At 42.3% G+C, this 471-nt stretch carries 1 protein-coding gene; it reads left to right on the forward strand.

The features are described 5' to 3' along the window. The coding region (locus AB5935_RS25595; protein ID WP_368327826.1) for a BNR-4 repeat-containing protein at positions 1–471 on the forward strand (471 nt) is incomplete at both ends.

Genomic DNA, 471 nt, shown 5'->3' on the forward strand with positions numbered 1-471 from the left:
GCTTTCATTACCGGACGACAAAGATGAGGTGGATGTAGTATGGGGACCGTATCAAATCGTACAATCTACCGGCGCCCGTCCGTATGCGAAATACATGTCTAACGGGAAAGATAAGATTTATTTGACTTACACCACGGGACATCCGGATAATGAACTTCCAAACTTCCTTTATTTTAATTATATCGATATCAAAACATTGCAGTTGACTGATGTCAGGGGAACCGTACTTTCTACTATTGCCGACGGCACATTTAAGGTGAACAAGACAGGTGATTATGCGAAACAATACCCGTCTACGGTAGTGGATAATCCTTCTGAACGTGACTGGGTATGGCAAATAGCTTCGGACAGGAACGGAAATCCGGTGATAGCAATGGTACGTATCAGCGATAATAAAGAATCTCATGATTATTACTATGCAAAATGGAACGGACACGAGTGGAAAAAGACTTTTCTTATTAATGCCGGTGG

The sequence above is a fragment of the Phocaeicola sp. RTP21198st1_B8_RTP21198_201120 genome, from assembly GCF_040929485.1.
In the GTDB taxonomy this organism is placed as follows: domain Bacteria; phylum Bacteroidota; class Bacteroidia; order Bacteroidales; family Bacteroidaceae; genus Phocaeicola; species Phocaeicola dorei.